This is a genomic window from Vulcanisaeta distributa JCM 11216, from assembly GCF_001315985.1.
In the GTDB taxonomy this organism is placed as follows: Archaea; Thermoproteota; Thermoprotei; order Thermoproteales; family Thermocladiaceae; genus Vulcanisaeta; species Vulcanisaeta distributa_E.
In genome coordinates this window covers 101,655-124,377 of sequence record NZ_BBBI01000007.1, presented here as the reverse complement: position 1 = coordinate 124,377, position 22,723 = coordinate 101,655, and the positions used below count along the sequence as shown (strand labels likewise).

Below are 22,723 nucleotides of genomic sequence, written 5' to 3'. Positions count from 1 at the left end.
CCCTAACACCCCCCCCAATCATCACTACCCCCCCAAACCAAGACCCTCCTCGGTCTAAAGCCCCCCCACCACTTGGTGAACTTAAGTACTGTCAACCCAGTGATCATGCGTGGTGTGCCATTACCTGGAAAAACAAGTGGAACCTCCCTAAAGCCCTGGGTCAACACCAAGTACTTATAATTAAATACGTAAATCTTTGAGTGATCCCTGGAGTGACCTATCGATGCGTCCTCAAGGAACCCATCAAAAATAGTTCCAGTGAGTATTGTGGTTGAACTACTCACCTCCTTACCCAACTTACTAATGAATTCACTGCCCCCCCTACCTAAGTCCTTGATCTCAGTATCATCAACGGCCAAGTGCCCACCAAGGTAGTACTCACCCTCGATAATCACCGTTTTCAAACCAAGCTTACCCAGCTCCCTCGCCACTGAAAGACCGGCCAAGCCTCCGCCAATTATTAATACGTCAGTATCAACATTAATTCTTGATACCTTGTCAGGAACGTTAGGTAATTCGTTAATTGATAACCTATTTAGGGAATTTCGTACTCTATTACGTATTAGTGGCCATAACGATATTAATAATTTACTTCGGGGGGGAAATGATGATGGGCTTGCAAATCCCCTGAGTATTGAGGAGACGCTATTAAGCTTGCTCGGTATTGTTGGTTTTTCGCTACATAGATCGTAATATCCAGATGATGCCCAATAACCCTCGCACCACCACTCACAGCATATGATGCCCCCTCACCTCCCATACCTTGAACTACGCATAATGCCGTAATTACCACGGTCGAGTTCCTCAATAACCCATGGCCGTTTGCCCATTCAGGTCCTATAGGCTTGGAATAGTTATAAGTTTTGTCTACTGCGGTGAGTTACCGCCTCTTAGTGAGGATTTTATATACTCATCACACTTACCGCGGTATAGGCAGTAATTGCATGGTTGTGGTAATTCACCGGCTAATCTTCTTCGAATCAATGGGCAATGCTTTACGTAGTATTCAGGATAGCATTTCTTGCAGATTACCAGGGAGTTGCCTACGTAAGCCACTTCCCAAAATGATACACGCCTCCCGCATATGCTGCACGTAAAGCTCACTTTCACCCACCTCTACTGAGTCGTTGTTAGTTATTGCATTATTAAATTAAGTACTACCTATATTAATTTCCCCCCCAATGAGGAATTAAATGAGTTTGTTATGACTAACGTATTCGTTGATTGCCTGAGGATTGATGGATCAATCAAGTGCCCAGGCGATGGCGGATTCAGCGAGGTAATAGTATTTGGTAAACATGTCAGGCTTAGGAAGGATCACCCAGCCATTGAGCTCATGGGTAGGCTCGACGAGCTCGAGGCATTGGCTGAGTGGGGGGGTCTTCAGGAAATCGGCAGCGATAAATTTAGGGCTATTGCTGCAATGACCGCGGCTTTAAATACGTACCTAGCCACTGGTGATAGTGAGTGGCTTAAGCCTGTCAGGGATATGATTAATAAGGCTTGCGAGTTAGATAGCAGGGAATTGGGGGGGTGGTTTATACCCAGTGATAAAACAACGGCATTACTAAACCTGCTCAGGGTTAAGGCTAGGGAGGCCGAGAGGACCGCGGTTAAGCTGCTTGATGATGACTACTTCCCTATTAACAATGTTAATGAACTCATTGGCATGCTTAATCAATTGAATAAGTATATTGCTCACCTAATATTCCTAAGCAATGTGCATGTATTTAAGAGCGTTAATGATAAGATAAGGACGTTATTAGGCATTAATACTCCGTAGGTGGTAACTTTTATATTAATTACCATGGCTTGAGGATTGATGAGGCATACTGTCATAATTGCCACGGTACTGTTCATAGCAACTATCATAGTCCTTATTTACTACGTGGTCTTCATGGATAATGGGCAATTCCTAGTCGGTAATACCAACAAGGCTTTAGATGCCTTAATGCTATCCCTTGTAATTGTTTCGGGGATTATCACGGGCATAGTGTATTTATTTAGCTCTAAAATAGAGAAGGGTGGTAGTAATGTTCAAACCGTACAACATAGAGGAGGGGAGGTTCCTGGTTAAACTGGCTAGGGCGGCCGTGAGGAATACCTACGTAGTGGTAAGATTATTCAGGCACCATCAGATACACCACCGAAGTTACTCAAGGACATGTATGGAGTCTTCACAACGATAGAAATATTCACGGGTAGGGATAGGAGGGGGGGCGAGCTCAGGGGGGGTTGTATTGGCTTTCCGCAGGCGGTTTATAACACCGTGAATGGTGTGATTAGGAGCGCCATAGCAGCCGCCGTTGAGGACCCAAGGTTTGAGCCTATGAGTATTGAGGAATTGAACAAGGTTACCTTCGAGGTATCCGTATTAAGCCCACTCGAGTTACTTGAACCTGGAAATCCGAGGACCTATCCTGAGAAGATCGTGGTTGGTAGGCACGGCATTGTCATTCAGAAGGGCTACTATTCGGGGCTTCTCCTGCCTCAGGTCCCCCCCGTTGAGTATTGCTGGGACTCCATGACATTCCTCAATGAGGGCTGCATGAAGGCGTTTCTACCACCTGATTGCTGGCTTGATGAGGATACGTCAGTGCTTATTTACGAGGCCCAGATATTTAAGGAGGTTGAACCCAACGGTGAGGTTGTTGAGAGGGATTTAATGGAGGAATTAAGGAGGTGTGGAAATGCCGATAAAAGTAAGGGCTGACCTACATACGCACACCATATATAGTGATGGCAAGGGAGAGCCAAGGGATGTAATAATAAATGCCTTGGATAAGGGTATAAGAGCGTTGGCTATAACGGACCACGATACATTTAAAGGCTCACTCAAGGCGTTAGAGTTCATAAGGAATAATGACTTATTGTCAAGGGGTGATTTCGTATTTATAGTAGGCAATGAGGTCAGGACACTTAATGGCGATGTATTGGTACTATGCAGTGAGTACCCGGGCACTGATAACGTGCCAAAATCAATACCTGAACTCCTTGATTGGGTCGCCGAGAATAACTGCGTGGCAGTACCCGCACATCCATATGATGTATTGAGGCATGGCATTGGCGATAGGGTGAGGAGGTATAAATGGCATGCAATAGAGGTGTTTAATGCAGGGGGGGCATTACCAGTGTTTAATTGGAGGGCCGCTAAGGCAGCCCGTGAGCTTGGGTTACCCGGTCTTGCGAATAGTGATGCGCATGTGCCTGACCTCGTCGGTATTGCCCATACTGTGTTTGAGGTCGATGATTTAACGGTAGAGTCCGTGTTTAAGGCCTTACTTAATAATCGTGTTATGACCATCGCGCATTACCCCGGTCCCAAATTAATTATTAGGAGACTCTCCTGGTCCATTAAGCGTAGGATAAGGAACTAGCCTTATGGCTTAAATACTTCATCAATGAACCTCTTAAATAGTAACCTAACCAGGCCACTACTAACTGAATCTAAGTACTCATCAGTCGATAGAATAAGTGAGTAATCACCATATTTTACCAAGTATACGTACCTATTACCGCTATATACGACCATGAGGTCCATGTTATAATTAACAACGGAACTTATAAGTCTCTCGTCAATGTTATATTCACCCACATGCTCAATAATGCTTTTGCCCTTCATAAGGCCTACGAAGGACGCCCTAAACAGTTCCTTGAATTCCAATAGACTAGATGGGATATAACCCATTTGAACAAAGGGTGGACTCTGCATTAGGCATTGCCTTTCTAGTTGACCAATGTAGCTCTTGAGTTCATTAATTCTCGAGAGCAGTAGATCTGTAGTATCCGCTGATGTTTGCCTAAGTATCTGTACTAACTCATTCTCAATGCCCCTAATTAATTTTTCAATTCTATCAATATCGATAGGTTTCTCGGGACTCTGCAGCGGCTTGACATCGACGGGCTTACTTTCGATAAGTAATGCCCTACCACCCTGTCCGGCAGGCACCTCCTGAGAAGGCTGTAAGGGACTTGGTCTTTGACGCTGCTGAGACTTCTGCTCAGGCTTATACTGCGGAAACGCCTGCTCTATTTCGCCCTGCCCCCCCTTCTTCCCACGCCGTCCACCAAAATAACCCAGCCTATATAATAACGCCAGAACCACGGCTATTATAACTATCACTATTATCACAAGCATCATTGTTCCTGTCTGCAGAGTCACCATTACAATAAAGACCTAGGGAAAAATTAATAAAATTAATGCTTATATTGAGAATTGACCAAGATACCTAGCAACATCTAATAGACCCTTGATGCTTATTACCCGAGGATCCTCATGCTTACCCAGGAAAAACACAATGCTAACCCCCGCATTCAGCGCCATCTCAACGTCATATCTAGAATCGCCGACAACCACGACCTCGTGGACATCAAGACCTAGGGAATTAAGTATTCTCAGTAGTGGTTCAGGGTCTGGCTTACCTCTGTTGACGTCGTCCCCCGCCACGAGGGCATCCACGTACTTATGAAGTCCCGTTACCTCGAGGACCTTGATGGCGACCCTCCTAGAACTTGAGGTGACTATACCTATTATAAATCCTCGATCCTTAAGGGCACTTAGCAATTCAGTTGCACCGTCAATGGTTCTGGCTCTGTCAAGCAATGATAAGTACACTTCATTCTTAATCTCAAGCGCCTTCTCGGCAATTATGTCGCCACATAATCTCTTCGCAATGTCTAAGGCCCTAAGTCCCATTAACGTTCTTACATACTCCATGGTAGGTATGGGGGGGAAGCCAAGGCGTTTACACGTCTCTATCCATGACGCCACATGTAGAGGCACTGTATCTACTAGGGTGCCGTCTAGGTCGAATATTACGGCCTTGATTTTCCTTGCGTCAGCCAGCAAGGCATCATCATTATCATCTGTAGACCTGTAATTCATCACTGGCAATTATTGCCTAATGGGGATTAAAAGCTTGCCTGTAAATCAAAGTAATAGCGCCCTATATAAGGACGCCAGTATTAATGACGTGAGACCCGTTAGGTATATTCCGTCAAAGACGCCTGCGCCGCCGATTGATACGTAACCTCTCATCACCCTTACAACCCTTTTAATATTGAATATGTCAGCGCCAAGTAATGTCGATAAGGAACCAAGGCTATACGAGAAGGCCAGTGGATTTGCATGAAGTGTTATTGTGGTTATTAATGTGAACGTTAGAGTTAGTAGAATCGGTAATGCAGATGGTAGTGCAATCCCGATACCAGGGATTAATCTGGCATTGCGCCATATTATTAATGATGATAATGCCAATGACATCACGAAAGAAATAAACACCAACATACTGCGGATGAGGTACTCAGTTATTAGGTATATAGATACTATCGTTGGTATCACGGCACCACCCACATTCACCTCGAGAAATAACTTATCAACCTCTGTATAGTGATTGGCATTGGGAATAACTTCATGAAGTCGATGAATGGCGTGAACGGTGTATAGTAAGTGACCTCGGCTACAACCACATTAATATAACTTGTCAATAATGAACCCAGTGTCAACGTCAATGCCAGCAATGGCCGTACACCAATGCTAACCAGTACTAGGAATAGAAATAAAAGCAGGGGGGGCGATATCACCAGGAAACCAATGAAAATGAAAATATTCACAGGTAATGAAAACCTAATGCCAAGTCTCGGTCTTACATCATAACTAGATGCCATTACCCATTGATTATCATCACTAAACTTAATAAGCGTAACTGGGTTTGATTTCTTTAATTTGTCGTTAATTATAACGTAAGCCAGAAAATAATGATAATCTTAAGCGGATGGTTTCACAAGTAGGGTATCGCCATCAACACCAACAACAACAACCCTAGAACCCTTCCTAACGTTCTCCAGCGCCTTAGCCCTCCAGTATTCGCCCCCCCTCACCCTCACGTATCCAATCTCGTCCTTATTAATATCATCAACAGCAGTCCCAATATCATTAATGGGCCAGTAAAGTCTCTCTGAGAGAGGTCTTGTCCTTATTATGCCTATCACCTTAGCCGCTATGAATCCTCCAAACCCACCCACGAAGGCAATTAACACGTAAAGCACTATCCTGGCCTCGACCTGGTTTGTAGCCATTAACCAGGATTGAGGCGAGTAGGTTGGTTGGAGGAGTATGAGACCCAGTACAGTAAGTATCATACCTGTTATGAATAGTGATGCATGTGTTGTGAAGCCCGCGTGCACGTCAATGGCTATTGCGGCTAAACCAATAATTAGTAGTGCCAGGCCGAGCCAGTTGACGGATAATCCCGTGAGCATGGGTATTATCATCAGTATAATACCAACCCCCCCAGCCAGGTAGTAATGCCTTACTGCGAAGCCGATAATGGCGAGGAAGAGCCCTATCCCGGCCAATAGGTCCTGTATCGTGGGATTAATCAAGACCTCATAAACCTGGTACCCAATGCCTGGCTGGTAATACGTGACCTCCGGATTAATGACGTAATACGTAACCCCCCCACTTATTGTACTGCCGTTTATTTCATTAAGTAATGAATCCAAATCCGTGGCTACGAAGTTTATAACGCCGTACTTAAGTGCATCCTCAGGTCCAAGATTCGTGTTGTAGAATACGCAGTCATGGGCAAAGGTCGCATTCCTACTCCTGAACTCGGCAACCTCCATGAAGTACTGACTAATCGCATTGAGTATCTTGCTCTCATTTATGAACACCTCCTGGCCAGTTATTGGGTTTATCTCAACAGGCTCGCAGGAGCCTATTACCGTACCTGGCGCCATGGCGGCTATGGTGGTTGACATAAGGACAAGCGTGCCCGCAGACCATGCATATGAGCCCGTGGGATATACAAAGCCTATCACGGGTATTTTCGAGTTCTCAATACTCGATACGATATTTAGCGCGGCGTCTAATTCCCCCACCCGGTGTTTCAAGGATTATTAATAATGCCGAGTTCGGTGTTGATTCTGCAAGCTGCAGAGCATTTTGTAGTTCCTCATACGTCAAATCAGTTATTTCACCATTAAGATTAAAAACATATACCTCATGAATCACATACGTATTAGAACCCGCAATTGATATGTGAATTAACGCCGTTGTTAACAAAATCATTATAGTTAACGCAATTAAAGGCCCATACTTCAACTTCATGTTTACTCACTGCTGGGTCGTACCACCTGAACCCTCCTGCTGCTTCTTCAGCGCTGCCGCGGCTAGTGTTGACAATGTCGTGACCTCAAGAGAGCTCGGCACAACAAGTATTAGGTTGTGTTCCTTAGCCACCTCAAGTAATGTGTCAAGTTGCCTAAGCGTTAGTGATATTGGGTTCTTATTGTAGGTCTCAGCAGCCTTCAGGTACATCTGCGATGCCTCATAATCTGCCTGGGCCAGGATAACCTTAGCCCTCCTCATTCTCTCAGCCTCTGCCTGGGCTGCCATGGCCCTGATCAGGGTATCAGGCAGCTTTATGTCCTTTATCGCAACTGCCGTTACCTTAACGCCCCCCCATGGACTAACGTGCTCATCGATTATGGAGGCTATCTTCTTGGCAACCTCCTCCCTCTGTGTAAGTAATGTGTCCAAGTCGACCATACCAATGACGTCTCTTAGGACGGCGGCACCTAGCGTCGCTGTGGCACTTCTATAGTCAGTCACTGACAGTACCGCTTTGGCTGCATCGATGACCCTCATGTAAACCGCGGCGTCTATCGTAACCTCAACGTTATCCTTGGTCAAGGCCCTCTGGCTTGATAAGTCAATTGATATGACCCTTAGGTCCATCGTTATTGGTCTATCAATAACGGGTATTATGAACACAATGCCAGGTCCATAGATGCCCTTATACTTACCGAGTCTCAATTTAACGATTCTCTGGTATTCAGGAACGATCCTAATCGAGTACGCCAGTATTGCAATGATAATTATCAGTAAAAATATTGCCAGTATCGCCACTGCTATTATCGTACCGACCTGAAGCAATACCTGGGGGGGTAGTAACTGCATATACATTAGTTATTAAATTTACAGGGCCATTAATAAACTTATTTTACCAATGATGGGTTAATATCGTATTATTAAACTATTGACCAAAACGCCGGCGATTACGTTTATCCTTTAAATAATCACCCAGTGCAATCATTACGAAACCCACGATTATAAGCGCAATCCCAATACCAAATAGGTATAGTGCTGTCACGTATTGCCCAATGAACACATTAATCACGTAATCACGACCCATATATGCGCAGTGAGTCCTGCCGAAAATCTCGATATTGCCGGAGATCATTGGTGCTATTGCCACGCCACTTGCCCCCCCAATCGGTGTGTAATAGCCGTAGGTCACACTCGAACCATTTGTATACTCTATGTTTACCTCAATTGAAATAAGTAATGATTGGTCCAGGGACTTTATAACCTCATTTATTCTATTGCCAGTTAATGAACCATTGATTATATTATCCAAAACCTCTATGCATGTTGTTGCATTAACATGGTTATACGAAATCGCCGATTCCCAGTGAGAGTAGTATATTGGTATTGATGAAGCCAATATTATCAGTATTCCTGAAATGATCATTACCTGGTACCTATTAATCATTTATTTTCTCAAGCATTATCTGTGTATAAATACCTTAGGTATCCCGTGTATCGTGACGCCATAGCTCGGAGTATTTATTTAAATACGTAAAACGATTGGTTTATAAACCACCCTTTTCACGAGTTATAATGGCGGATTATCACCGGTATAAGTGGGAAGATATCGAAAGGGGGGGCGTCTTAAAATTGGTCCAGGATATTTTAAGGAGTAATTTCCAGCCTGATGCGTTAATAGGTATTTCCAAGGGTGGTGTTGTCATTGCGTCATTAATGTCCGATATACTTGGAATACCCACCGATCTTATGCAATTAACGCATTGGAACTTTGGTAGGGCTAAGGATAGTATTGCCATTAAGTATAAACCAAGCATTACCCTTAGGAATCTCAGTGTGTTATTGGTGGATGACGTTAGTGATTCAGGCTTAACACTTAGCACTGCTAGGGAGGTATTAATAGGCCTTGGCGCCAGGGAAGTCAGGACCGCCGTTCTTGATTACAAAGCAATAACGAGCAGGTATGTACCTGACTATTACGCCTATAAGTGGGTTAGGTGGGTCTACATTATATACCCATGGGAGAGCTTTGAGACCTTCAGAAACGTGGGTATTAACGAGGCCAGGGTAATATTCACTAGCCACGAATTAATTAAAATGCAGGAATTAATGAGGACTTAACCTATTCCTCCTCCTCACTAGATGATGTGTATAACTCCATGAGCTTAGGAGCCTCTACCTTCGAAACTAACTTTCTATTCTTAATTTCAGCGGCAATCTGGTCAAGCCTATCGTATAAGGCCCTAACCCTCTTCTCCACGTAATTCATGAAGTAATTAACGGCAACCCTAACCGGCCAGTACTGCGGTCCCTTTAGGTAGAAGTGGTTCACAATGTCCTTAGCCCAGTATATACTGTGCTCGAACATCTTCTTCATTAACTCGATGTGCTCAGGCATTAGGTTGTACTTGATTATCCAGCCATCCTTCTCAGCCCTTATGTGTTCATGGGGACGTAGAACATGGGCACAACCAAGCTCCTATATGGCCTTATCCTATCGAGTAGCTCTATTGTCTCCATTATGTCATCCTCCGTCTCCCCCCAGGTAACCCTATAATCACCGTCAAAGCAGGTATGAGCTTAATATCATGCATCACACCCAATGCCTCCTCAACAACGTCCCACCAATCCTCAATCTTAAACGGCGCGGCCTTGCCGGGCATTATGGCCTTGGCTAACCTCCTTGAACCAGTCTCCAGGCCCACCTGTGCGCCCCCCCACCAGTCCTGGTGCTCATCCTCAATTATCTCGGCAATTTTCGTAGCAACTTATTGTGTTTCTTTTCTGCTGTTAATACTGATGCCAATGTTGTGTGGCTCCAGGCCATTGTTAGGTAATACCTCTTAACGAGTTGGTGTAGTTTAATCAATTTATCGGGATTAAGCTCAACGCCTGTCGATCCATACAGTGGCACGTCATCTGAGTGTATTAGGCCATGTACTATGCCGTACTTAACATGAAGCTTCAGTTCCTCCTCGATCTTCTCGAGCGAGTACACCTAAGCGGCCTTATTGTAACCGGGCAGAAAGCACAGCCTCTCGGGCATCCTCTACCTATTTCTATGAAGCCATTAACTGCTGGGTACTTAATAGTCGGTATCTCATCAATACTTGGCACATCATTCACACCAACATATACATATCGAGCACAGACTCATTATTGAGCATTCTCTTTACAAGGTCAACGACGAGTCTCTCGCCCTCACCATCAAATACCGTATCAACCCCCCCAAAGAAGTCCATGAGCTCTGGCAGGTATAACCACTGCCATGCCGCTGGACCGCCAACAACAACCTTAAGGCCATTCCTACTCTTGGCATCCATTATGTATGGCCTAATCCTCATCATGAACCTCCTGAATGAGTACGCATTGAGTGGTTCTTTGCCAACAATTGCTGACCAGGTCGATGATGGTGGATTAAGTCCGAAGTAATCATGGTGACTGAGCATGAGCATCTTGGCATTGGGTATGTACTTATGCACGTGGTCTGGGTCAATTATTGCGGCATTTATACCTGCATCAAGCAGCGCGGCCTCTATCTTCCTCATGCCGTAGGGCGCTTGATACGGCCTACCGTACTTATCAACCTTCATCTTAGCATCGCTATGTACTCATGAATCCACTCGCCAAGTTTCCTAAATGGACCTACTGTTATGAATAATGGCCCCCCCGTCGTCACGAATCCCAGGAACTCCTTACCGTGATAATTACTCATCATTGAGCGGTCTGTGGTTATTACAACATCGTACTTTGGTAATACCATTAATGAATGCAGGGGGTATAGTTCCTTTAAAAGCTTTTACTGCCAATTAAGATTCTCATTTGTATTTTTTATCCTGATCCCAGTTAAGGATTATTAACCCTAAGTAAAACAATACGCCAAAATGGAGATAATACAATTAGTAAGTATTCCGGACAATGAATTAAATAAGGTTAAGGAATTAATTATATGGGCCATTAAGGAACTCGGGGTTCCATGTGATGATATTATTATTTACATAACAGATAACCACAATAGGGTAAGGGAGGCTCTCGGCCTTAAGGAGGTGACGCATGAGGAGTGGCCCATTAAGTACATCGATGCTGAGGGGCAGTCTATCATATCTGTACTACCAAGTGAACTGCTTCGATTGAAGGAGGATGCCAGGATTATCGCATTGCGGGAAGTTGCCCTAGTAAAGGTTTTGAACGACCCAGAACTAGTCAGTATGTGGATCATACCACAGGGTATAAATGATAATGTAATGTACAGGGTATCATTGGCCATGCTTAGGAGAACCGTTGATTTCGTAATAGCTAAATCACAGTTATTGATTCAATACGTGATTAATGCATTTAATAGGGATGAGTTAAGGAATGTACTAATGACTTGCGAACCAACTATTGATTGTGCGATAATGGCATTGGCACTTGATGTACCACTCAGTATTGAGCTAGCGGGGAATATGGGCTTAGGTAAATCATTGTGGAATGATACCGTTAAGGGATTAGATAATGACTTTGTTAGGAGGTATGGTGATTTTAGGGATTTTACTAGGAATAACTTCAACGTTGAGAACGCCTATAATTACTTATTAATGATGTTCAAAAAATCATAGTCTTGGCAAGTAATTCCTTAGGAAATCAGCAACTCCCTTACCACTTGGCTTATCAAGCACTATCTTAGCCCTTCTCTTAAGTTCGTCCGTCGCATTTGATACTGCAACTCCGTAACCCACAACGTCCATTACGTCAATATCCGTATCACTGTCACCCACATAAACAGTGTCATTACAAGATATACCTATTGTGTCACAGAGGTACTTAACGGCCACGGCCTTACTTGAATTAATCGGCTGTAGGTGTAGGGCATAGCCACTGTGGGAAACCTTCACCTTACTGTCTAGGTTCATTCTTTTCAATTTATCCTTAACATCCTCCACTAGTTCGTAGGGATCCCTGGGTGCCCATAATGTTATGTCGAATTTCCTGTAATTGAATTGATACGTAGGCCTTAGGTCCGGTATCATTTTCATTAGGCTTAACGCGATCTCCCTCAAGTTTAAGTCCTCACATAATTCGCGAACCTCACTCCTATAATCAACGATGCATCCATTCTCGGCAATAAGAGGTGACCCCCTGGGTAGGCCTATGTAACGGGAGAGGGCTTGGGTAACTATCAACGCGTTACCCGTTACTAAGCCAACGATGTAGTTACCCACAAGTTCTTGCACTGCAGCGATTGCGTCGGGATCAAGGGCCTCGGTATTCCTATCCCTAGTTAGGGTGCCATCAATATCAAGTAGTACGAGCTTGATCATCGAATCCCAAACACCAAATCCTATTTTTTATCTTTGTGCCACAACGACTCCCTTAGGCACTGTGCTCACTCTCCATTTAATACTCATCAATGCATTCTCATCGTGGTAATACGCCCAATCCTTAATCCACTCGTTAGTTAATAGATAAATTACTAAGGCCGTGGCCACTAACTCATGTTCATTTAATGCCCTTATCAATATGACCGTTATTGATATCAATGTTATTGATGAAACAGCAATAATATAGGGTAAAAAGCTATAGGATACATCGTTGAAAATCATGGCTAAGGTAATAATGGTTATTAGTGGTATGGATATGAGAATAAATGGCTCAATTCTTCTTGGCGCTATTTTGAATAATAATGATGGGGGGATTCTGGTAAAGTACGTGATGAAAAACCTCATGCATCAATATCCTACCAAGTAATGGCCTTGGCCTTTTCATAAGTTCTGTGGAGATGTACATCATAGATCCTGATCTACGAGGTATATAAACCGCATAGGCTCCGAAAATGCCCGTCATGAAGTCGGAAACCACGACTTTTATAGGACCATATCCGCAATTGATCAACGACTTATTTATCCTATTAATAAAAAATTGAAAGTCAAGACCCCCCCATTCTCGAATTCATATAGGGCAAGCCTTAATTCACTAATGACATCCTTATACCGAATAAGCCAATCGGGCTTGCAAGCCATTTCTTATCATTTAATTTTTGAACTATTTATACCTATATTTAAACCGTAGCAAAATATATTCAATCCGCACCCAACCTTGCCTTTTTAAGGACCAGCATGTAATGATAAGGAGAAACCTCTGCATAGTCTTCTCTGATAAAGCCCCCATTTATTGAAGTACTGCTCAACCTCCTCGGGTCTGAGCTTAAATGGTGGTCCAAACATTACGTCCTTCTTAAACTCGATGATTATTAACCTACCGCCAGGCTTCAGTATCCTATTTACCTCTTTAACGACTGCCTCCTTATCCTCAATATCATGAAATACATTGGACATGAAGGCAAGGTCAACGCTATCACTCGGTATTGATGTGCTAATAATATCTTCATTAAGTATGGTTATATTGCCGTAGTTACCGAACCTTCTACGAACCTCCTCGATTGCTGCCTCATCAATATCAACGCAATAAAGTCTTGATGCATATACCTGAAGAAATCGCAGTAGTAACCCTCACCACAGCCCAGGTCTGCAATAATCATCCCATTACTCACGTAGGCTTAAGAATCTCATACACACTAGTTCTCTCTTCCTCAAAATGTTTATGATGCCTATGGTGACCATGGTGCTCTTCATGTGTTGGCCCCTGCGCCTCGGTTAATTCACCGTTAATAAACGCCTTAATTGCATCATCAACATGTCCCTCAAATATGTAGATCTTAATGCCCTTTCCAACCGCCCATCTATAGCCTGGAGGCCCAATCTCGGATAGTATAACTGTGTCAACTCCACGTTCAAGTATACTCCTTAGCATGAATATGCCCCTAACCTGCTGGGCGTACTTGGCTGGGTTTTCATATCGCTCAATAACCTCGTAAGTACCATTATCCCTAACCTCCACTATCCACACCTCATCACCCTCACCAGGTCCTGAAACAAAGCCATTACTCACCGATATCGCTATTCTCATATCCGATATCGAACTCGATTACTAATTTAAAAAGCTTACGCGGCAAGTCTCAATTACAAAATAAACAATTAAGTAGGTTTGATTTAAAAAGCCCACTTGATAAGGCATTAACGAAGGGTATGTTCTCACCACAGGTTTACGGGTATGATAGAGCCATAACGATATTCAGCCCAGAGGGTGAGCTATACCAGGTTAGGTACGCTGGTGAGGCCGTTAAGAGGGGTTGGGCCACCATCGGCATTAAGTGCGCGGATGGTGTCGTACTCGCCGCTGAGAAGAGGAAGGTTAGCGCCTTAATTGATCTAAACAGTATTGAGAAGGTTTACATGATAGATGACCACATCGGCATTGCAGCATCGGGTTTACTATCCGACGCTAGGGTACTCATTGAATACGCAAGACAGGAGGCGCAAACGCATAAGTTACTTTATGATGAACCAATAGACGTCGAATTACTAACTAGGAGAATTAGCGACCTAAAGCAAATGCATACTCAGTATGGCGGCGTGAGACCATTCGGCGCCGCCTTAATTGTTGGTGGTGTTGATAAGCATGGGCCAAGGCTATTCCAGACAGACCCAGGCGGTATATACTTTGGCTTCTATGCCGTCGCCATGGGCGCTGAGTCATCTAGAATAACGGAGTTCCTAGAGAAGGAGTATAAGTACGATGTGAGCCTCGACGATTGTGTGAAGCTCGCCATTAGGGCGTTAAGCCTTGTTCTTGAGGCTCCCGAGCCTGATAGGCTTGAGATAGGTGTTGTTGATGTTAAGACAAAGATATTTAGGAAATTAACCACGGATGAGGTAAGTAAGTATCTGCAGGAGGTTAAGGGATCATCACCTCAAACATAATCCTCATAAGTAGGTCTTCCTAAAACCTGCCCTAAATTATTATGAATATCAAAATAAGCGCAGAATTCCCAAGGGTTAGGTTTACCTGTACATTATGCGGCGAATGCTGTAGGCGCTACTGGATACCTGTGACGCATAGGGACGCGGCTAGGATTGCCAGGTACACGGGGGGGATGAGACCCAGGGAATTCCTTGCCCTATTTCCAAAGGACATGGCTGCTGATTGGGATGAGCCGTGATAAGGCTTAGGGATGGTGAGTACTACCTTGTGCTTAAGAAGAGACTTGATGGCACATGCATATTCAATAAGTGGGTCGGCGATAAACTGGTTTGTTCCGTGCACCCAGTCAAGCCCAATGTATGTAGGTACTACCCATTCATTTACTGGCTTGATGGCGGTGTGATTAAGTTTGAGGTCTATGATAAGGCACTTGGGTATTGCCCCCCCGGAATTAATAAGGGTGGTTACGCGAACTTCAGGGTTGAAATTTCGTCAATAGAGGACGCCATCAAGACTAAGGCGGAGTTTAAGGAAATCATTAATAAGTGGAATGACTTGTTTAAGAAAGGATTGGTTAAGGGAACCCTCGAGGAATTCATGCAATACATTGAGCAGTTCGTCGATGAACCTTCCCGTAAAAATCCATAAATAATCCCACATACTCAATGGCCTGAGGGAGGTATGCCCATTAAGGAGGGAGATTATGTATTGATTGTTGGTGACGGCGTTAGATCAGTGATTAGGGTAACTAGGGGGGGTTCGAGGATAAGCACGATAAGAGGTATCATAAATACTGACGATATTATTAACCGGGAGTACGGCACCTTAATAAAAACCAACCTGGGCTATGATCTTGCTGTATTGAGGCCATTAATTACGGATATCCTACTCGAGAGGGCTGATAGGGTTACCCAGGTTATTTACCCAAAGGATGCAGCCCAAATAATAATCAATGCAGGGATTGGCCCCGGCAGTAGGGTTGCGGAGGCTGGCGTTGGGAGTGGGTTTATGACCGCCATGCTTGCCTACTACGTTAAACCCAGCGGTAAAGTTTACGGCTATGATAAGAGGGAGGATGCCATAAGTACTGCTAGGAAGAACCTCGAAATGCTTGAGCTTCTTGACTGGGTTGAGTTGAAGCTAAGGGATGTAATCGCTGACGGATTCGCCGAGAGGGATTTAGACGCGGTGATCCTGGATATGGGTGATCCCTGGAACGCGATACCCAGGGCAACGGAGGCGCTGAGGTCTGATGGGGTTCTCGTGGTTTACGTACCCACGGTGAACCAAGTGATTAGGGTACTCGCGGCAATGCGCGATTATGGCTATATTGATGTTAAAATGTTTGATGTCATGGTCAGGGAATGGAAGACAGAACCCAGTGAGGTTAGGCCTCAGACCTGGGTTAATGCTCATACGGGCTATATCCTAATTGGTCGTAGAACCCTCAGGCCTATAGCTCAACCAACCAAGTAGTTTTCTCATTACTGCGTAAACGATTTCGTAGTACCAGGGTAGGGCAAGTACAAGCTCGGCATTGGCTATTCCCAATAACCAACCTGCTATAACGTCTAGTGGCCAGTGGACTCCTACGTAAACCCTACCGTAAGACACGAGCAATGCCTCCACGGTTAAGGGCAGTGATACGTACCAGGCAACGTCATTATTACTGCGTACGCTCCGGTGCTGACGATCAATGCGTGGCTGATGGATACGAGGAGTCCGGTTGTTCATGGATCAGCGGTGTTATGTGTAGTACCAGGAATGGCCTTGGCTCGTACATTACGTGCTTCATTAATTCACCGAGTACTAGGCTTATCACGAAGGCTGAAACCATGAGCACACTAGCCCTCCTATACCTACCGCCGAGGTACCAGAGTATCAATGCCACGGGTATCCAGAAGAACGCCCTTCCATACTCATCGATGCTTATTACCGTGAGCAGAGGCGTTAGTTGAGGTATCCTGCTATTGAAAACCGCAAAAAATAGGTATGTATTTAGTGGGCTGCTTTCTCCGTTTGTAACTACGTAAGCCGTTAACAAAGCATAAAGCAGGTATAGCACCAGCGCCACGTAGAGGTGTTTACGCTCAACCCTAAAATTCATTAATCATGCCGTAACGCCAAATCTTATTAGTATTACTCTCAGCGTAATTACCCAGGCATAAGGTTTAATTTCACTTAGTCCCTCCATAAACCGTCAATAATGCCCGTCAGGGTTGCAGTCGTTGATAAGGACCTATGCCAACCAAGGAAGTGCAGCCAAGAGTGCATTAGGTTTTGCCCAATCGTGAGGGGCGGTAAGAGGGCAATATATATGGATGAGCAGTTGGGTCATCCAGTCATAACAGACCTATGCACCGCCTGTGGTATATGCGTTAGGAAGTGCCCATTCGAGGCGATAACCATTGTTAATTTACCAAGCGAGCTGGGCGAGGACTGCGTTCATCAGTACGGACCAAGCGGCTTCAAACTGTTTAGGTTACCCATGCCTAAGCTTGGCCGGGTGCTTGGAATAATTGGTCAAAACGCGATGGGTAAGACGACGATTGCTAAAATACTCGCCGGTGAATTAAGGCCTAATTTATGCACTAATTCGCAGGTGGGTACGGAGGATATAATAAGGTTCTTCAGGGGGGGTACGGAGTTACAGCCATACCTAACGAGGCTTTACAGGGGGGGTGAGGTTAAGGTTGTTCATAAGCCTCAATACATCGAGTTAATACCCATGTACGTTAAGGGAACCGTCAAGGACATACTAATGAAGATAAGTGGTAATGAGGAGGATGTGGCGAAGATCGCCGAGAAACTAAACCTCACGCACCTACTCAATAGAGACGTTAATAAATTGAGTGGTGGCGAGCTCCAGAGACTTGCGATTGCAGCGGCGCTCCTTAGGAATGCCGATACGTACATATTTGATGAACCAACGACTCACCTTGACATAGTCGAGAGATTGAGGGTTGCCGAGGCCATTAAGGATATCACCGGTGGTAATAAGTACGTGATTGTGATTGACCATGACCTAGCCGTATTAGATTACCTGGCAGATCAAGTGGTTATTCTCTATGGTAAGCCTGGCGCTTACGGCATTGTTTCCCACATAAAGGGTGCCAGGGAGGGAATCAATGAGTACCTCAATGGCTATTTAACCAGTGAGAATACGCTAATTAGGAAGGAGCCAATTAAGTTCAGGGTTAAGCCAGCCCCAAGGCCTATACAGAGGGAGAAGGTACTACTTGAGTGGACTGACTTAACGAAGAGGCTTGGGGGGGACTTCGAGCTTGAGGTTAAGGCTGGAGTCATACATAGGGGGGGTGAGGTTATTGGCGTCCTTGGCCCCCCCAACGGAATTGGCAAGACAACCTTTGCCAGGCTCCTCGTCAATGAGCTGGAGCCTGACTCGGGGGTTGTTATACCGCATGGTGAGGTCAGGATTAGTTATAAGCCCCCCCAATATGTCAGGGACTTGGCCGTTAAGTACGGCGATAAGACCGCCAGGGAATACCTAGCGATGATTGTTGGCAATGACTTTATGTCGAAGATAATATGGCCTGACCTGGCCAATGGGTTATCATTAACACCCTTAATGGACAGGGAGTTATCAAGCCTAAGTGGTGGTGAGCTTCAGAGGGTTGTTGTGGCTGGGTCGTTGCTTAGGGATGCCGAGGTTTACCTACTTGATGAGCCGATGGCTTACCTGGACATTGAGCAGAGGGTTAGGGTGGCATCCGTGATTAGGAGGATAATTGAGGAGAGGGATGTGGTGGCTTTGGTGATTGAGCATGACATAACAATGGTTGATTACCTAAGTACGTCGGTCATGGTATTCTCAGGCGAGCCGGGCAAGCATGGCGTTGCCCAACCACCAACGGACTTGAGGACTGGTATGAATGAGTTCTTGAGGGGGCCAAGATGTGACGTTTAGAAGAGAACCGCAGGTAGGTAGGCCTAGGATTAATAAGAGGAATTCATACTTGGATAGGCTCCAGAGGAGTATTGGCGAGTATTACTACTACCTGAGTACTGAGGAGGGTGAGGAGACAAGTAATAAACCTGAAAGAACTTAATAAGGACCTTAGTAATTATTGGTCTTGTGGTTTCCATAGGTGTCGTTGGTTTGGGTCCCATGCCGTGCCATCGCCCATTACTTAGTTAAGTATACGAGTAATATTGTTAATGGATATGATGTGAATGAAGAGGCAATTAATGAGGCTAAGAGAATTGGTATAAACAATGTGTTTAAGATTGATGTCACACGTGATGATTCCCTAAAAAGTATTGCTGGCGAGAATGATGTAATTATTAGTGCTGTTCCGCAGTCGATTGCCGATAAAGTAGTCCTTAAAATTCATGAGCTTGATAAGCCGGTGATTGACTTAATATTCATGTGGAAGTACGATGCGGGGGGGCTAGCCCGTAGGTTAAGTAGTGGTTCTATCGTTATTCCAGCCTGTGGCTGGGCCCCCGGGCTAACAAATCTACTGGCAATGGCTGCCGCAAGTGAGCTTGAGGTTGTTGAGGAAGTTGGTATTCACGTCGGTGGTAATCCAATTAATCCAAAACCGCCACTTTACTATGAGCTACTCTTCTCGTTGGAAAGTACCATTGAGGAATACATTAGGCCCGCCACCATCATTAGGGATGGCAAGGTAGTCTCAATAGAACCTTAAGTGAGGTCTTTGATTTTAAGTCTTGGCTCGTTGACGGTGATTTCGCAGAGTTCTACACCAACGGCTTAAGCACCCTGCTGATTACATTACCAAGGCGCTTCAAAACCCTGAAGAACGCCTATGAGAGGACTATTAGGTGGAGGAGGCACTTGGAGGTTATGAGGGTTCTCAGAGACCTTGGGTTACTAAGTGACCTCGAGACCGCGAAGTTCGCTCTATCTAAGTCATTGAAGCCCGGTACTAGTGACTTCTCAATAACTGTTGTTGAGGCTAGGGGGGGCGAGGTAAACGGTAATAAGGCCATTGTTAGGTTTGAGAGTGTTGATTATGCCCAGGGAGGCTTCACATCAATGGCCAGGCTCACGGGCTTTACAGCCGCAATCGTGGCCGACCTAGTGGCTAGAGGTGAGGTCAGGGGGGGTGAAGGATTGATACCAATTGAGGAAGCGTACATGGCAAACAGGAACTTACTGAGTCATGTGATAAACGCACTCCGGAAGGAGAACATTAAAATTTATAGAACGAAAACAACGATAGAGTAAGTACTGCGGAAAGTAAGGGTGGTCTAAGGACTCGGTGCTTCATTCTCTCCATTATTAGTATTATCAAGGGACTTGGCTGGTTCAATACTAACAATTTCAATGTCATCCAGTGGTTTAATGCCGTAGGCCTCCCTAACCTCCCTCGGTATTGTGAATTGCCGAGATGATGCGCGTTTATTCCTAAGGAGCTTAACACCATTAATGCTTATGACATTATCCCCATACTTAATAACTACATTAGCAAATAGCATTTCTCAATGCCGAGACTCTTAACTAAATCTGATGGTATCAAAACCTGGTTATTAATATAAACACGGGTCTTATAGGGAAGGCCGTCAGCCTTTATTTTCCTATTCATACCGAGACCGCTGTGACAACCTAGGATATAAATCATAACCATCCAGTTAACATATACCTAGGAAAAAATAGAAAATTAAAAACCAGAAGAAACAGAACAAAAATGGCAATATGACGGGCCGTCGACAAGTCAACGTGGGCCTTTGGGAAAAATGCTTTAAAATATGCACATCATTCAAATGAACCAGGGCCCGTAGTCTAGCGGTTAGGATGCCCAGGGCTGATGCCCCCCCGTACAAGCCTCACGCGCGGGAGACACGATTCGTGCCCGAAATCCCGGGTTCAAATCCCGCGGGCCCACCACACTCGTTATTTTACGGCTTATCATTCTCCAATATACGTGCGTAATACCCAATTATCATGAGATATTCCCATCTCCGTATTTCCACACCTATTATATTGATACTAATGGCCTTTAATCATTAAGAACGTTACCTTTATTTGCCTTGGTTTATTGATTAATTTAATGGCTAATATTTACATGGGGGGGCGTAGTAGTTGTTATGCGACTAACGAGGGTATTTACGTGGCGCCTGGGCCTATGGACCTGGGTAGAGTCGCGGCGCACCTTCTTCTTCATTTGAGGGATTTGAGGAGGGGGGGTTGGACTTACGATCATGAGTGTAATAGGATCAGCATGGATAGGGATTTGTTTGAGGCTAGGAGCAGGTACTTGGTTAAGATTTGTAGGGATCAGGGATTGAGTGATTGCGATGATGCGGAGACCCTAATTAATGAGGTGGTTGCGGCACGGAAATTACCCAGTTGGGCTGAGGATCTGGCGAGTAAGTACATTGTTAAGGTTAAGTCGATTATTGATTTCTCACATTAATATTGTATCCAGGTCTATGGTGGAGCTGCCGGTGATTATGCCATTGATTACTGCCAATGCTCTAATACCGTCGGTAATATCTATAATTGGTTTTTCAACACCCCTTAAGACATTTAATACATGTGTTAATTCCTGCCTTAATTGGTCTGGGCCCTCGATAACCTGCTTTGCACCATCGCGTGCCAAAACCCTATTTAATAAGTCAACCTCGTAGTACCTACTCCTTAGTGTCACGTGCATTCTCCTAACCCTCACTTCGTAATCCCAGGACACGTGGAGGGCATGCACGGTATCGCCAATATTTAGTAAAGCCCATGCACTGCTGATTGGGTTACCCCCTGAGGACAGTACCTAGTATCTTAACCTTGCCCTCATTAATGATGTTAAGTACGAGGTCTATGTCATGAATCCCCCCCAGGTCAAGGAGTACATTAACGTATGATTGGGGGGGATTGCCCCCCCTTAACTTTCCAACCCTTATCGTCCCTACATAAACCGGTTCCTCATTACCAATTTCATTGATTAGAGCCCTATATGCAGGGTTAAACCTCTCTATATGGCCTACGAAGACCCTTCGGCCAAGGGACCTTGACCTACGATATAGGTCTAACGCCTCACCCAGTCTTTCAGTGACTGGTTTCTCTATTAGTAGGTCCATGTGGTTTATTAATTCGCTTGCGATTACGTAATGGAGTGATGTTGGCACAGCCACTATACCCAGATCTGGCCTGTGCGATAATACCTCACGGTAGTCAGTAAATACTAGGTCTGCACCCTGGTTCTTGGCCATTTCAAGTCTCTGCTTATCAATGTCCGCTGCATAGACTTCCGTTACCAATCCCTCCTTCTTCAATTGCGTAAGAACCTTAATGTGATTCAAACCCATTGAACCAATACCAATAACAAGAACCCTCACGTGATTTTAAACGGTATACCCTAATTAAAGGTTAATCACCTCGGTACAATCTTCTTAACGAGCTCGCTCTTTGAGGCTATTAACAATGTTGATACTGACTTTGGTACGTAGACTGTGTTAACATTGACTATCCTGGCAACCTTACTCCTTATTATATCATTATTGACGTCCTCAGTAAATATGAGCTCATCCATGTCCTTGAAAATCACGGGCTTATCCAGGGCTTCGAGGTCAGCCCTGGTTACTGTTAATGAGGAGACACCGCTTATTACAACGACGTTGCCAGCACTAATCATGTTATCAATTGCCCTGGATATGTTCTCTAACGTTGTTATGTATCTCCTTAGGGCCTCGTTGACTATCTCACCAATTGTTGTGCCTGTTTCTCTAGCAAGCCTGCTTACTCTGTCGTAAATGTCAGTGCTTAATCCCCTAATAGTTACAGTCTTTCTCTCACTGCTTTCCTCACCACTGCCTGAACTGCTAGACATG

Annotated in this window: 31 protein-coding genes, 1 tRNA gene and 4 pseudogenes; 15 read left to right on the top strand and 21 right to left on the bottom strand. The window is 44.7% G+C overall.

Annotation, left to right across the window (positions count from 1 at the left end; all coding sequences use genetic code 11):
* Positions 1-2 precede the first annotated feature (2 nt).
* A complete protein-coding gene (locus JCM11216_RS17885; protein WP_243675714.1) occupies positions 3-446 on the bottom strand; it encodes a hypothetical protein in 444 nt (147 codons plus the stop codon).
* Positions 447-867: 421 nt separating this feature from the next.
* Positions 868-1,104 (bottom strand): hypothetical protein, encoded by a 237-nt coding sequence (locus JCM11216_RS17880; RefSeq protein ID WP_243675713.1) that lies wholly within the window; start codon positions 1,102-1,104, stop codon positions 868-870.
* A 100-nt stretch (positions 1,105-1,204) separates the two neighbouring features.
* Between JCM11216_RS17880 and JCM11216_RS07720 the strand changes: the two genes are divergently transcribed.
* The 4 genes and pseudogenes from JCM11216_RS07720 to JCM11216_RS07705 all read left to right on the top strand — a co-directional run bounded on the left by JCM11216_RS07720 (position 1,205) and on the right by JCM11216_RS07705 (position 3,377).
* Positions 1,205-1,783 (top strand): ATP:cob(I)alamin adenosyltransferase, encoded by a 579-nt coding sequence (locus JCM11216_RS07720; RefSeq protein ID WP_054853818.1) that lies wholly within the window; start codon positions 1,205-1,207, stop codon positions 1,781-1,783.
* A gap of 39 nt (positions 1,784-1,822) precedes the next feature.
* On the top strand, positions 1,823-2,077 hold the full coding sequence (locus JCM11216_RS07715) for a hypothetical protein (RefSeq protein ID WP_054853817.1): 255 nt from the start codon (positions 1,823-1,825) through the stop codon (positions 2,075-2,077).
* Positions 2,034-2,713 (top strand): annotated as a pseudogene (locus tag JCM11216_RS07710) (TIGR00296 family protein). The gene JCM11216_RS07715 and the pseudogene JCM11216_RS07710 overlap by 44 nt, the downstream one beginning before the upstream one ends.
* On the top strand, positions 2,691-3,377 hold the full coding sequence (locus tag JCM11216_RS07705) for a PHP domain-containing protein (protein WP_054853816.1): 687 nt from the start codon (positions 2,691-2,693) through the stop codon (positions 3,375-3,377). Before JCM11216_RS07710 ends, JCM11216_RS07705 begins: the two are co-directional and overlap by 23 nt.
* Before the next feature lie 2 nt (positions 3,378-3,379).
* On the opposite strand, the gene JCM11216_RS07700 is transcribed toward JCM11216_RS07705, so the two are convergent.
* The 7 genes from JCM11216_RS07700 to JCM11216_RS07675 form a co-directional block, all read right to left on the bottom strand.
* Entirely contained in the window at positions 3,380-4,165 is a 786-nt protein-coding gene (locus tag JCM11216_RS07700) for a hypothetical protein (protein WP_054853815.1), read from the bottom strand.
* Positions 4,166-4,204: 39 nt separating this feature from the next.
* Positions 4,205-4,885, bottom strand: a complete 681-nt coding sequence (locus JCM11216_RS07695) for an HAD family hydrolase (RefSeq protein ID WP_054853814.1) — start codon at positions 4,883-4,885, stop codon at positions 4,205-4,207.
* A 45-nt stretch (positions 4,886-4,930) separates the two neighbouring features.
* Positions 4,931-5,359 (bottom strand): DUF1614 domain-containing protein, encoded by a 429-nt coding sequence (locus JCM11216_RS17875; RefSeq protein WP_243675712.1) that lies wholly within the window; start codon positions 5,357-5,359, stop codon positions 4,931-4,933.
* Positions 5,356-5,667 (bottom strand): hypothetical protein, encoded by a 312-nt coding sequence (locus JCM11216_RS17870; protein ID WP_243675711.1) that lies wholly within the window; start codon positions 5,665-5,667, stop codon positions 5,356-5,358. The genes JCM11216_RS17875 and JCM11216_RS17870 overlap by 4 nt, the downstream gene beginning before the upstream one ends.
* 99 nt (positions 5,668-5,766) lie before the next feature.
* Positions 5,767-6,882: an NfeD family protein gene (locus JCM11216_RS07685; protein ID WP_243675710.1), complete on the bottom strand. Its 1,116-nt coding sequence runs from the start codon at positions 6,880-6,882 to the stop codon at positions 5,767-5,769.
* Positions 6,883-7,117: 235 nt separating this feature from the next.
* A complete protein-coding gene (locus JCM11216_RS07680; protein ID WP_054853813.1) occupies positions 7,118-7,969 on the bottom strand; it encodes a slipin family protein in 852 nt (283 codons plus the stop codon).
* 70 nt (positions 7,970-8,039) lie between these two features.
* A complete protein-coding gene (locus tag JCM11216_RS07675; protein WP_054853812.1) occupies positions 8,040-8,558 on the bottom strand; it encodes a hypothetical protein in 519 nt (172 codons plus the stop codon).
* A 185-nt stretch (positions 8,559-8,743) separates the two neighbouring features.
* Here JCM11216_RS07675 and JCM11216_RS07670 point away from each other — a divergent pair, with 185 nt between their 5' ends.
* Entirely contained in the window at positions 8,744-9,232 is a 489-nt protein-coding gene (locus JCM11216_RS07670) for a phosphoribosyltransferase family protein (protein WP_243675709.1), read from the top strand.
* Position 9,233: 1 nt separating this feature from the next.
* Here the strand turns inward: JCM11216_RS07670 and JCM11216_RS07665 are convergent.
* Positions 9,234-10,874: pseudogene (locus tag JCM11216_RS07665) on the bottom strand (B12-binding domain-containing radical SAM protein).
* 121 nt (positions 10,875-10,995) lie between these two features.
* Here JCM11216_RS07665 and JCM11216_RS07660 point away from each other — a divergent pair.
* Positions 10,996-11,709, top strand: a complete 714-nt coding sequence (locus JCM11216_RS07660; protein WP_054853810.1) for a hypothetical protein — start codon at positions 10,996-10,998, stop codon at positions 11,707-11,709.
* Here the strand turns inward: JCM11216_RS07660 and JCM11216_RS07655 are convergent.
* The 5 genes from JCM11216_RS07655 to JCM11216_RS07640 all read right to left on the bottom strand — a co-directional run bounded on the left by JCM11216_RS07655 (position 11,704) and on the right by JCM11216_RS07640 (position 14,056).
* Entirely contained in the window at positions 11,704-12,411 is a 708-nt protein-coding gene (locus JCM11216_RS07655) for a phosphoglycolate phosphatase (RefSeq protein ID WP_054853809.1), read from the bottom strand. The two genes, JCM11216_RS07660 and JCM11216_RS07655, sit on opposite strands and share 6 nt — an antisense overlap.
* Positions 12,412-12,438: 27 nt before the next feature.
* A complete protein-coding gene (locus tag JCM11216_RS07650; RefSeq protein ID WP_054853808.1) occupies positions 12,439-12,816 on the bottom strand; it encodes a hypothetical protein in 378 nt (125 codons plus the stop codon).
* A 378-nt stretch (positions 12,817-13,194) separates the two neighbouring features.
* Positions 13,195-13,530 carry a class I SAM-dependent methyltransferase gene (locus tag JCM11216_RS07645; RefSeq protein WP_243675721.1) on the bottom strand — a complete coding sequence of 112 codons (336 nt, stop codon included), beginning with the start codon at positions 13,528-13,530 and terminating at the stop codon, positions 13,195-13,197.
* Positions 13,488-13,640 carry a hypothetical protein gene (locus JCM11216_RS17865; protein ID WP_243675708.1) on the bottom strand — a complete coding sequence of 51 codons (153 nt, stop codon included), beginning with the start codon at positions 13,638-13,640 and terminating at the stop codon, positions 13,488-13,490. Before JCM11216_RS17865 ends, JCM11216_RS07645 begins: the two co-directional genes overlap by 43 nt.
* Positions 13,637-14,056, bottom strand: a complete 420-nt coding sequence (locus tag JCM11216_RS07640) for a NifB/NifX family molybdenum-iron cluster-binding protein (RefSeq protein WP_054853806.1) — start codon at positions 14,054-14,056, stop codon at positions 13,637-13,639. Before JCM11216_RS07640 ends, JCM11216_RS17865 begins: the two co-directional genes overlap by 4 nt.
* A 119-nt stretch (positions 14,057-14,175) precedes the next feature.
* Between JCM11216_RS07640 and psmA the strand changes: the two genes are divergently transcribed.
* Genes psmA through JCM11216_RS07625 form a run of 4 tightly spaced genes read left to right on the top strand, consistent with a single transcriptional unit; the run spans position 14,176 to position 16,387 of the window.
* Positions 14,176-14,910 carry an archaeal proteasome endopeptidase complex subunit alpha gene (gene psmA / locus JCM11216_RS07635; protein WP_054853805.1) on the top strand — a complete coding sequence of 245 codons (735 nt, stop codon included), beginning with the start codon at positions 14,176-14,178 and terminating at the stop codon, positions 14,908-14,910.
* A 41-nt stretch (positions 14,911-14,951) separates the two neighbouring features.
* Positions 14,952-15,149: a hypothetical protein gene (locus JCM11216_RS17860; protein WP_243675707.1), complete on the top strand. Its 198-nt coding sequence runs from the start codon at positions 14,952-14,954 to the stop codon at positions 15,147-15,149.
* Positions 15,146-15,559: a hypothetical protein gene (locus JCM11216_RS07630; protein WP_243675706.1), complete on the top strand. Its 414-nt coding sequence runs from the start codon at positions 15,146-15,148 to the stop codon at positions 15,557-15,559. The genes JCM11216_RS17860 and JCM11216_RS07630 overlap by 4 nt, the downstream gene beginning before the upstream one ends.
* Positions 15,560-15,592: 33 nt before the next feature.
* Positions 15,593-16,387: a tRNA (adenine-N1)-methyltransferase gene (locus JCM11216_RS07625; protein WP_054853804.1), complete on the top strand. Its 795-nt coding sequence runs from the start codon at positions 15,593-15,595 to the stop codon at positions 16,385-16,387.
* On the opposite strand, the gene JCM11216_RS17855 is transcribed toward JCM11216_RS07625, so the two are convergent.
* Positions 16,340-16,525 carry a phosphatase PAP2 family protein gene (locus JCM11216_RS17855; protein ID WP_243675705.1) on the bottom strand — a complete coding sequence of 62 codons (186 nt, stop codon included), beginning with the start codon at positions 16,523-16,525 and terminating at the stop codon, positions 16,340-16,342. The genes JCM11216_RS07625 and JCM11216_RS17855 overlap by 48 nt on opposite strands.
* Positions 16,526-16,604: 79 nt before the next feature.
* Positions 16,605-17,018: a hypothetical protein gene (locus JCM11216_RS07620; RefSeq protein WP_054853803.1), complete on the bottom strand. Its 414-nt coding sequence runs from the start codon at positions 17,016-17,018 to the stop codon at positions 16,605-16,607.
* Between the two features lie 99 nt (positions 17,019-17,117).
* On the opposite strand from JCM11216_RS07620, the pseudogene JCM11216_RS07615 reads away from it, so the two are divergent.
* From JCM11216_RS07615 to JCM11216_RS17845, 3 genes and pseudogenes are all read left to right on the top strand, one after another.
* Positions 17,118-18,981 (top strand): annotated as a pseudogene (locus tag JCM11216_RS07615) (ribosome biogenesis/translation initiation ATPase RLI).
* A gap of 39 nt (positions 18,982-19,020) precedes the next feature.
* Complete coding sequence (locus JCM11216_RS17850; protein ID WP_243675704.1) at positions 19,021-19,584, top strand: hypothetical protein; 564 nt, start codon at positions 19,021-19,023, stop codon at positions 19,582-19,584.
* Positions 19,585-19,715: 131 nt separating this feature from the next.
* Complete coding sequence (locus JCM11216_RS17845) at positions 19,716-20,126, top strand: saccharopine dehydrogenase C-terminal domain-containing protein (protein WP_243675720.1); 411 nt, start codon at positions 19,716-19,718, stop codon at positions 20,124-20,126.
* Positions 20,127-20,149: 23 nt separating this feature from the next.
* Here JCM11216_RS17845 and JCM11216_RS07605 read toward each other — a convergent pair.
* Positions 20,150-20,484 (bottom strand): annotated as a pseudogene (locus JCM11216_RS07605) (AbrB/MazE/SpoVT family DNA-binding domain-containing protein).
* 186 nt (positions 20,485-20,670) lie between these two features.
* Here JCM11216_RS07605 and JCM11216_RS17840 point away from each other — a divergent pair.
* Together JCM11216_RS17840 and JCM11216_RS07600 are read left to right on the top strand one after the other, a co-directional pair.
* Positions 20,671-20,786 (top strand) — tRNA-Val (locus JCM11216_RS17840).
* Positions 20,787-20,949: 163 nt separating this feature from the next.
* Positions 20,950-21,315, top strand: coding sequence for a hypothetical protein (locus tag JCM11216_RS07600; RefSeq protein WP_054853828.1), 366 nt, complete (start codon positions 20,950-20,952; stop codon positions 21,313-21,315).
* On the opposite strand, the gene JCM11216_RS17835 is transcribed toward JCM11216_RS07600, so the two are convergent.
* Genes JCM11216_RS17835 through JCM11216_RS07590 form a run of 3 tightly spaced genes read right to left on the bottom strand, consistent with a single transcriptional unit; the run spans position 21,307 to position 22,722 of the window.
* Positions 21,307-21,588 (bottom strand): hypothetical protein, encoded by a 282-nt coding sequence (locus JCM11216_RS17835; RefSeq protein ID WP_243675703.1) that lies wholly within the window; start codon positions 21,586-21,588, stop codon positions 21,307-21,309. The two genes, JCM11216_RS07600 and JCM11216_RS17835, sit on opposite strands and share 9 nt — an antisense overlap.
* 58 nt (positions 21,589-21,646) lie before the next feature.
* On the bottom strand, positions 21,647-22,231 hold the full coding sequence (locus JCM11216_RS17830; protein ID WP_243675702.1) for a Gfo/Idh/MocA family oxidoreductase: 585 nt from the start codon (positions 22,229-22,231) through the stop codon (positions 21,647-21,649).
* 35 nt (positions 22,232-22,266) lie between these two features.
* Positions 22,267-22,722 (bottom strand): hypothetical protein, encoded by a 456-nt coding sequence (locus tag JCM11216_RS07590; RefSeq protein WP_054853827.1) that lies wholly within the window; start codon positions 22,720-22,722, stop codon positions 22,267-22,269.
* Position 22,723: the final 1 nt, after the last annotated feature.

Bases quoted from the DNA above. Each gene is read 5' to 3' on its own strand.
- JCM11216_RS07720 (WP_054853818.1), top strand. From the start codon at position 1,205: ATGACTAACGTATTCGTTGATTGCCTGAGGATTGATGGATCAATCAAG.
- JCM11216_RS07715 (WP_054853817.1), top strand. From the start codon at position 1,823: ATGAGGCATACTGTCATAATTGCCACGGTACTGTTCATAGCAACTATC.
- JCM11216_RS07705 (WP_054853816.1), top strand. From the start codon at position 2,691: ATGCCGATAAAAGTAAGGGCTGACCTACATACGCACACCATATATAGT.
- JCM11216_RS07700 (WP_054853815.1), bottom strand. From the start codon at position 4,165: ATGGTGACTCTGCAGACAGGAACAATGATGCTTGTGATAATAGTGATA.
- JCM11216_RS07695 (WP_054853814.1), bottom strand. From the start codon at position 4,885: ATGAATTACAGGTCTACAGATGATAATGATGATGCCTTGCTGGCTGAC.
- JCM11216_RS17870 (WP_243675711.1), bottom strand. From the start codon at position 5,667: ATGGCATCTAGTTATGATGTAAGACCGAGACTTGGCATTAGGTTTTCA.
- JCM11216_RS07680 (WP_054853813.1), bottom strand. From the start codon at position 7,969: ATGTATATGCAGTTACTACCCCCCCAGGTATTGCTTCAGGTCGGTACG.
- JCM11216_RS07675 (WP_054853812.1), bottom strand. From the start codon at position 8,558: ATGATTAATAGGTACCAGGTAATGATCATTTCAGGAATACTGATAATA.
- JCM11216_RS07660 (WP_054853810.1), top strand. From the start codon at position 10,996: ATGGAGATAATACAATTAGTAAGTATTCCGGACAATGAATTAAATAAG.
- JCM11216_RS07655 (WP_054853809.1), bottom strand. From the start codon at position 12,411: ATGATCAAGCTCGTACTACTTGATATTGATGGCACCCTAACTAGGGAT.
- JCM11216_RS07650 (WP_054853808.1), bottom strand. From the start codon at position 12,816: ATGAGGTTTTTCATCACGTACTTTACCAGAATCCCCCCATCATTATTA.
- JCM11216_RS07640 (WP_054853806.1), bottom strand. From the start codon at position 14,056: ATGAGAATAGCGATATCGGTGAGTAATGGCTTTGTTTCAGGACCTGGT.
- psmA (WP_054853805.1), top strand. From the start codon at position 14,176: ATGTTCTCACCACAGGTTTACGGGTATGATAGAGCCATAACGATATTC.
- JCM11216_RS17860 (WP_243675707.1), top strand. From the start codon at position 14,952: ATGAATATCAAAATAAGCGCAGAATTCCCAAGGGTTAGGTTTACCTGT.
- JCM11216_RS07625 (WP_054853804.1), top strand. From the start codon at position 15,593: ATGCCCATTAAGGAGGGAGATTATGTATTGATTGTTGGTGACGGCGTT.
- JCM11216_RS07620 (WP_054853803.1), bottom strand. From the start codon at position 17,018: ATGAATTTTAGGGTTGAGCGTAAACACCTCTACGTGGCGCTGGTGCTA.
- JCM11216_RS07600 (WP_054853828.1), top strand. From the start codon at position 20,950: ATGGCTAATATTTACATGGGGGGGCGTAGTAGTTGTTATGCGACTAAC.
- JCM11216_RS07590 (WP_054853827.1), bottom strand. From the start codon at position 22,722: ATGTCTAGCAGTTCAGGCAGTGGTGAGGAAAGCAGTGAGAGAAAGACT.